Genomic DNA, 7,950 nt, shown 5'->3' on the forward strand with positions numbered 1-7,950 from the left:
ATAAATATGGCATAACGCACGGTTTTCAGCCCTAAGTGACAATTTAGTCATTAAGTTGCTAGCCCAGGTATGGCGCGGATCTTCATGCGTTTTCCCTGGATTTAACCATCGGAGTACAAAGCCTTTCTTATGTATAACTCTTGTAAAAAAGCTTGAATTAGCATCACAATAGCTATATAGACTAGCAATAGCTCTACATCTGAAAAATCAATCACTAACAACGAAGTAAGCAATAGAAATGATATGAATGTTTCAATAATCAATTGTTTTTTTTGTAAATGTAAAACCCTAAATATCACTCGGTATGGCATTACATATATAAAGATAACACACAAAATAGCGACATATTTAGAAAGCGAAATCGCACCTTCCCACTGTTCATTTAGAATAAAATCAAAGATCATTGGTGATAGATAATATGCAGCGAATATTAGAGGAATGAATAAAAGTTTGAAATAATGTGACAAAAATAGCTCTTCTGCTATTTTTTCTTTTTGAATATTAACCATACGATGAAATAAGACTTGTGCAACAGCACCTGTAAGCAAGACTGTTGCAGGCCATAAAATCCTAGCACTTACAGAATACTCTCCACCAATGGCACTACCGAAAATAGTTGTTATAATAAATAACGGTAACCAAAAAACCGCAACACTGACTAACTCCTGCATGGTCCCATACAATGAAAATGCTTTAAGTTGTTTTAAGGAGATAAACAATCGCTTTAGTGTTCTTTTAGAAACCGTAAGCACTTTTTTCCGTAACTGAAGCTGAACAACAAAGAGAAGAGTTACAAACATAATTATCTCCCCAACTAACAAACCAAATATTAATCCATTACTAGTAGAGGTAAATATAAATAAAAACTGTAGACTAGCAATCGTCATTGATCGAAAAAGAAACGTTTTTGCTAAACTACTGAAAGTCCCCAAATATACAAACACTCCTTTAAGTAAATTATTTAATGAGGAAAAAAAAGCTATAAAGACGATTAGTAGAATCAGAAAAGGATTTATGGTTCCATCATAAAAAATATAACTAACAGAAAAAGTTAATAGGACACTTACTGTAATCATCATAACATTCAACAACAATGCTGACGACAGTAAACGACATACCGCAACATAAGATTTTAATGAGACAATTGCAACATTTAACTGTAAGGATGATATAACGGTTAAGACTCCGGATATGGCTATGGCAATTGAAAATACACCAAAATCTTCGGGTGAATAGAAGCGGGTTAAAATCGGAATGCTACCAAACTGTATTAACTGTGCGGAACCATTACCAACCATTAATCGCAAGATGTTTTTAAACATTTCTTTTCAAAAAATCAACATACCAAGGCATAGCTTTTTCAATACCTTGTTTAATATTAAATTCAGGTTCATAACCTAAGTTATCTTTGGCTTTACTTATATCAGCTTGAGAGTGGCGTACATCACCCGCTCTGAAATCACGATAAATAGGCTTATCATAGTTTTTAATTCCATTAATTATTAGCGAACTTTGAATACTACTATATAATGTATTCAATGTGGTTCTCTCACCTACAGCCACATTATACACTTGAGCCTTAGCCTGTTCAGGTGCAGTTGCAGCTAATATGTTCATTTGTACTGTGTTGTCTATAAAACAAAAATCACGACTAGTTATACCATCGCCGTTTATAAAGACGTCATCACCATTAATCAGTTGCGATGTCCAGCGCGGTATTACCGCGGAGTAAGTACCATTTGGGTCTTGACGTTGTCCAAACACATTAAAGTATCTTAAACCAATTGCTTTAAAACCATAAACATAATTATATACGTTAGCATAAAGTTCATTAACATATTTTGTCACTGCATAAGGTGATAGCGGATTACCGATACTTTCTTCAACTTTAGGCAATGCAGGATGGTCACCGTATGTCGAGCTACTTGCGGCATAAGTAAAGCTGCTTACCACTTCTTCTTTTGCAGCATGCAACATATTTAAAAAACCGGTAATGTTTGCTGCGTTAGTCTCGATTGGGTCTGCGATAGACCGAGGTACAGAACCAAGTGCTGCTTGGTGTAGTACGTAATCAATACCTTTTACAGCTTTTTGGCATGTTTTCAGCTCTCGGATATCACCTTCGATAAAGATAAAACGCTCCCACTGGGCTTCGCTTACTAAATCTTTTACTTCATATAAGTTATGTTGATAGCCTGTCGCAAAGTTATCTAAACCCACAACGGTTTGGTCAAGCTTAAGTAGTGTTTCTAGTAGATTTGAGCCAATAAAGCCCGCAACACCCGTTACTAGCCATGTTTTTGGTGATTTAGCTAGCTCTTGTTGGATTTGTTCGTATTTGGTCATTGTGTTTTCCATATAGGAGAAGTCTACGTGATAGACTTTAGGACTTAGGGCTATCTCCTAAACCCTAAAGTATTATATTCTTTAAAGGCGTATATCAACACTTTCTTTGTCTAGAACATATTTCAGATCGTACAGCACGTGTTCTGGCTTACCCAAGGTATGAATTTTTTGGACATCCATTTTTTTAAATTCATTGTGAGCTACCGTCATGATGATTGCATCGTAATGGCCTTGCTTTTCTTTTTCACAAAGTGTTAAGCCATATTGATGCAGTGCTTCATCATTTGAACACCAAGGATCCATAACATCGACATTGATATTATACTCTTGTAACTCAGAGATAATATCAACCACCTTGGTATTGCGAAGGTCAGGACAGTTTTCTTTAAATGTGAGTCCCATAACAAGCACGTTTGCACCTTCTACATGAATACGCTTTTTTAGCATTGTTTTTACCAGCTGAGAAGCGACGTACTGCCCCATGCCATCGTTTAGGCGACGCCCAGCCAAAATCATTTCAGGATGATAGCCGACTGCTTGCGCTTTGTACGTGAGGTAGTAAGGGTCAACTCCAATACAGTGACCACCTACTAACCCTGGACGAAATGGTAAAAAGTTCCATTTCGTACCCGCCGCTTCTAACACTTCTAATGTATCGATACCAAGCTTGTTGAAGATAATTGACAGCTCATTGATCAATGCAATGTTTACATCTCGCTGCGTGTTCTCGATGACTTTGGCGGCTTCCGCCACTTTAATTGATGACGCTTTGTGTGTACCTGCAGTGATGATTGTTTTGTATAGTTGATCGATGAATTCCGCAGCCTCTGGAGTTGAACCACTTGTTATCTTAAGGATGTTGGTTACGCGGTGCTCTTTATCACCCGGGTTAATTCGCTCGGGTGAGTAACCTGCAAAAAAATCTTGGTTAAACTTAAGGCCAGAAACGCGCTCAACAACGGGAATACACTCATCTTCTGTAGCGCCTGGATAAACGGTTGATTCATAGACAATAATATCACCTTGGCTTATCACAGTACCCAATGCTTCTGAAGCTTTAATCAACGGAGTAAGATCAGGACACTTGTGTTCATCAATCGGAGTAGGAACAGTCACAATGTACACATTGCATTTTTTAAGGTCTTGAAGCGAAGATGTGTAATAAAGATATGTTGCTTCCGCCAACTCATTATCACTACATTCCCGAGTAGTGTCTCGACCTTCAGCGAGTTCTTCAATCCTAGTACGATTAATATCAAATCCAACCGTCTGGGATTTTTTACCAAATTCCACCGCGAGCGGCAAGCCAACATAACCCAACCCAATGATACCAATTCTAGAATTATTTAAAGAAAAATTCATATTTTTATTCCTAGCCGGTTTGAACTTCGAAACAACCTGTAGGTGAACACATTATCACCTAAGGTAGAAATGTTTTACAAAAACGCTATAACATTCGCGTCATGAAAGGCTTCCTAGCACGGTCGCCAGGTACTCCTGGTCCATCGCGCACATCATTCGCTTGCGTTGAATGCCGGCTTTGAAACTCTTCTCTTGCTTTAATAAAATCAAAACCATTTGTCTTATTCGTGCAAAAACTTCCGCTCGGTCATCCACCCTAATTCGGCATGCATCTTCTTTTAATCCAACATCGAGTTGCCAGTGCATTGATTCAATTAACCAGTGCGAGCGAGTGGCATCATGTAACTCTTTCGCTGTCAGTGCTTTTGAACTTATATAATAGCGTACGGAAATATCTGTTTTCACTTATTTTAATTAATAAGCATGGCATAACGCACGGTTTTCAGCCCCAAGTGACAACTAAGTCATTAAATCGCTAACCCAGGCATGACGCGGATCTTCATGCGTTTTCCCTGAGCTTTCGAGCATGTTGGACAAGCAACGCCTAAATGACTTTCGTGCATGATAGTCACGATAATACGTTGGCTCGTTTTATCCACCTGGACAGAGTCGACAGTCCATGGCGGAATCAGTCCAAGGATCGCTTGATAGAGTGCTGTATCTTTCATCTGATTCAGGGCTCAAGCGCAGAGTGTTTCCTTATTTTCCAATTAATCGGAAAATTTGAAAAGAAACACTTTCCACTACATCCGGTGAAGAGCCGGATTTACCCACGCTACCGCCATGAGGTGTCGCTCCCCCTGTGCGCATAGCTAGATTGTGTCTGGCCGCGCACGACGCACAGCCGGTAAATTTTAATGGGTTATGAGTTTACCTGCTAATTTTTGTAGGCAAAAGGCCTAGCGCCAAAAAGTCGACATTACGCAGGCGGTGTGGTGGGTTTTTAGGCAAAAGATTACGGGGAAGGGCAAACCGTGCGCGCATTGGGGATTATGCTCTTTCTGTACTCTGTATTCCGTCATCGGTATTCGGGAATGGGAATACGGAGCGCTTCGCTTACAGAATACCGAAAAGAGCAGCTGGTGCTCGCATCCGGGCTCTTGCTCTTTCTGTACTCTGTATTCCGTCATCTGTATTCGGGAATGGGAATACGGAGCGCTTCGCTTACGGAGTACCGAGAAGAGCAGCCTCGTGCTTGCATTGGGGCTCTTGCTCTTTCTGTACTCTGTATTCCGTCATCTGTATTCGGGAATGGGAATACGGAGCGCTTCGCTTACGGATTACCGAGAAGAGCAGCCTCGTGCTTGCATTGGAGCTCTTGCTCTTTCTGTACTCTGTATTCCGTCATCTGTATTCGGGAATGGGAATACGGAGCGCTTCGCTTACGGACTACTGATTACGGATAAGAGTGCCTAGCGCTTGCTGGCTGTCCGGTTCGCCGTGAATCAAGTGGATTTGTTTTGGCGGCGGTTGGATGCCTTGCACGAATTTGACCAAGTCGTTTTGATCGGCGTGGGCGGAGTAGCCAGAAATTGTGTGGATTTGCGCGTTGACGGTGACGGGCGTGTTGTCTATCCACACTTGTTTGTTGCCTTGCTGAATATCACGGCCGAGGGTGTGTTGGGCTTGGTAACCGGCAAAGATCACATCAGTGCGTTTGTCTTCAAGCAAGGCGGCAAGGTAGTTCATAATCCGTCCGCCTTGGCACATGCCGGAGGCGGCGACCACAATGGCCGGCTCACCGCTTTGTTTTAGGCGGTTCACCAATGTCATATGCTGGCTATGTTCATCAATGGTAATGCATTGCTCAAACGCTAACGGATGGCGGTGTTGATTAAGCTTGGTTTTGGCCTCTTTGCTCCATAGCTTTTTAAACTGGCGATAGTGACGCGTCACCTTTTGCGCCATGGGCGAGTCGAGAATGATGGGGAGCGCCTTATCAAGCTGCTTTTGATAGATAAGCTGCTCGATATCAAACAATAGCTCTTGGGTGCGGCCGACACTGAACGCTGGGATTAATATTGCGCCACCGTCTTCTAGTGAGCGTTGAATAATCGCCTCGAGCCGCTGGTCACGGTTGCCGACGGACTCATGGGTTTTATCGCCGTAGGTGGATTCTAAAAACAAGATATCGGCGCGGCTTGGCGGGATTGGATCAGGTAGCAGTGGCGTGTTGCTTGGGCCTAAATCGCCCGAAAACACTACGCGCTGTTCGTCGGGCAGTTTTAACTCGACATAGGCCGAGCCCAAAATATGCCCGGCCGGTTGCAAGCGCAAATAGGTCGCTGGCTGCCCTTTTTGCTTGGGCTTTAGCCGATGCCAGCTGTTGTAAGGCAGTGTCACCATCAACTGGCGGATACGGTCGAGCACCCGCTGACGATGGCCATAGTTCATATTGAGTTGCAGTTTTAAGGTGTCATCAATCAATAGCGGCACCAGCTCCGCAGTGGCCTCGGTGCAATAAATGGGGCCGTTAAAGCCCGCCGCCAGTAGCCAAGGCAGCAAACCACAGTGATCGATATGGGCGTGAGTGAGAATCAGCGCATCAATGCGTTTGCCGTTGAGGTTCACCCTCGCCTCCCGCGCGTCATCGCCTTGGTATTGACCGCAGTCAACCAGCAAGCGTAAGCCACTGAGTTTTATATCCACTTGATGGCAAGAGCCTGTCACGGTTTGATAGCCACCATGGTGAGTGACGGTGAGGGTGTCAGTATCGATTGAGATGTTGGGCATGGTCGGATCCTAGGGAAAAGATTATGGCATACGGAATACGGAATACGGAATACGGAATACGGAAAGAGCGTAGAGCCTCAATGCGAGAACCGGCTGCTCTTTTCGGTATTCTGTAAGCGAAGCGCTCTGTATTCCAATTCCCGAATACCGATGACGGAATACAGAGTACAGAAAGAGCAAAGGCCCGGATGCGAGCACGGTTTGCTCTTCCCCGCCTTCAATCTCTTATCATCTTATCCATCATTTGTTCTATCAATGGGCTTGGGTGGCCGTTGTCGTCGGTGAGAAAATAGGTATGACCCCAGTGGGGGTCGAATTGGTCGTTAAAGGCGTCGCAGTCGGTTACCGTCACTTTGTTCGCAGGAAGTGCGTCGAGGTTTTCGGGGCCGGTCATGCCGAGGCGGCGGGTGACGGTGCGGTGGCGTACGTTGACCACTTTTGAGGCGGCCATGGCGATATCATCAGCGGCATAGTAAATGTGAACTTGTTTGGCGGCATCCAGCACTGCTCTGCCCGGTTGGTGCGGCTCTAGGGCTTGGTTATCGACATCGGCGGCCATCATAAAGATATGCCGAAACCATTGCGGCATGGTGTCGAGCCCGGCGTGTTGGTGCCAATGGCAAAAGGTGCTGATTAAAGTGCGATTGCCCATGGAGTGGGCAAGCACGTTCATGCGTCGTTTACACGGGGTGGTTTGTTGCTCGGGGGCGCGGCGCCAATCATCAAACATCGCCAGTAAGCGGCTAAACGCCAATCCTGACGCGGTGGCGGCAAGTTGATCGTCCCAATAGTCATCGACAGCACCGAGCCGGCCATCGTCGTCACAGGGCCAGATAATCGGCACCACCAGCATGGCGTTGGGGGCGAGGCGATCAAACTGGTGTTGTAACGTCTGCGCCATTGGGAAGATGTTGCGCTCCATTTGGTTATTGTAGCCATGGAGCAAAAACAGTACCTGGGTATGCGCGGGTAAGGCTTTCAGTTTGGCCATAAACGGCGCCGCGGTGATCTCTTGGTATTCACCCTGCCCGGCGCGCTGGCAAAAATACACCCACTTTGAGATATCGGTATTTTGGTTATCAAAGCTTAACCAACGGCCGGCCTCACTGGTCGGCCCTTGTTCAGGAATACGGCTGGTAATAAATAACATGGCATCATCCACCGGTTATGAATGTGCGGGGAAGGATAAGCGAAGTAGGTCGCTGAGTTGTATGGTGTTTGGAGGATTTTGCGAGGGAGAAGACGAAAAGAGTAAGCCCAGCCAATGGCATCGCCGATATATAAACAAGGCGTAGGAAGTACGGCTTGATGATTTTGTAACGATTTCAGTTCATGGTGCAAATCCGTATGCATTCCCACGCAGGAGCGTGGGAACGAGTAAAAATTAAATATGACCACCGATATATAAATCAGGCGTAGATACCATCTCTCCGAACCATCCGTAAAGGGTTATGTAACCACTTGCGGGTGGTATTCGCTTTGATGTTTTACAACACCAAAACAAATCTG

6 protein-coding genes and 1 pseudogene are annotated in these 7,950 nt (G+C 44.5%); all 7 read right to left on the reverse strand.

The genetic code is table 11. The features are described from left to right. Positions 1-101: 101 nt before the first annotated feature. A complete protein-coding gene (locus tag BZJ21_RS14605) occupies positions 102-1,322 on the reverse strand; it encodes an oligosaccharide flippase family protein (protein ID WP_077670179.1) in 1,221 nt (406 codons plus the stop codon). Further along, complete coding sequence (locus BZJ21_RS14610) at positions 1,315-2,346, reverse strand: NAD-dependent epimerase/dehydratase family protein (RefSeq protein ID WP_077670180.1); 1,032 nt, start codon at positions 2,344-2,346, stop codon at positions 1,315-1,317. Before BZJ21_RS14610 ends, BZJ21_RS14605 begins: the two co-directional genes overlap by 8 nt. An 81-nt stretch (positions 2,347-2,427) precedes the next feature. Next, entirely contained in the window at positions 2,428-3,708 is a 1,281-nt protein-coding gene (gene tviB, locus BZJ21_RS14615) for a Vi polysaccharide biosynthesis UDP-N-acetylglucosamine C-6 dehydrogenase TviB (protein WP_077670181.1), read from the reverse strand. 99 nt (positions 3,709-3,807) lie between these two features. Further along, positions 3,808-4,104, reverse strand: a pseudogene (locus BZJ21_RS14620) (ISAs1 family transposase); the annotation flags it as partial. Between the two features lie 71 nt (positions 4,105-4,175). Beyond that, on the reverse strand, positions 4,176-4,376 hold the full coding sequence (locus BZJ21_RS14625) for a hypothetical protein (protein WP_077670182.1): 201 nt from the start codon (positions 4,374-4,376) through the stop codon (positions 4,176-4,178). 721 nt (positions 4,377-5,097) lie between these two features. After that, positions 5,098-6,441, reverse strand: a complete 1,344-nt coding sequence (locus tag BZJ21_RS14630) for an MBL fold metallo-hydrolase RNA specificity domain-containing protein (RefSeq protein ID WP_077670183.1) — start codon at positions 6,439-6,441, stop codon at positions 5,098-5,100. A gap of 217 nt (positions 6,442-6,658) precedes the next feature. Next, positions 6,659-7,591, reverse strand: coding sequence for an alpha/beta hydrolase (locus BZJ21_RS14635; protein WP_077670184.1), 933 nt, complete (start codon positions 7,589-7,591; stop codon positions 6,659-6,661). Positions 7,592-7,950: the final 359 nt, after the last annotated feature.

It is taken from the genome of Salinivibrio costicola subsp. alcaliphilus, assembly GCF_001996185.1.
Lineage (GTDB): Bacteria > Pseudomonadota > Gammaproteobacteria > Enterobacterales > Vibrionaceae > Salinivibrio > Salinivibrio costicola.

What these genes read in the sequence shown, in the direction of transcription:
- BZJ21_RS14610 (WP_077670180.1), bottom strand. Translation starts at nt 2,346, where the DNA reads ATGACCAAATACGAACAAATCCAACAAGAGCTAGCTAAATCACCAAAA.
- BZJ21_RS14630 (WP_077670183.1), bottom strand. Translation starts at nt 6,441, where the DNA reads ATGCCCAACATCTCAATCGATACTGACACCCTCACCGTCACTCACCAT.
- BZJ21_RS14605 (WP_077670179.1), bottom strand. Translation starts at nt 1,322, where the DNA reads ATGTTTAAAAACATCTTGCGATTAATGGTTGGTAATGGTTCCGCACAG.
- BZJ21_RS14625 (WP_077670182.1), bottom strand. Translation starts at nt 4,376, where the DNA reads ATGAAAGATACAGCACTCTATCAAGCGATCCTTGGACTGATTCCGCCA.
- BZJ21_RS14635 (WP_077670184.1), bottom strand. Translation starts at nt 7,591, where the DNA reads ATGTTATTTATTACCAGCCGTATTCCTGAACAAGGGCCGACCAGTGAG.
- tviB (WP_077670181.1), bottom strand. Translation starts at nt 3,708, where the DNA reads ATGAATTTTTCTTTAAATAATTCTAGAATTGGTATCATTGGGTTGGGT.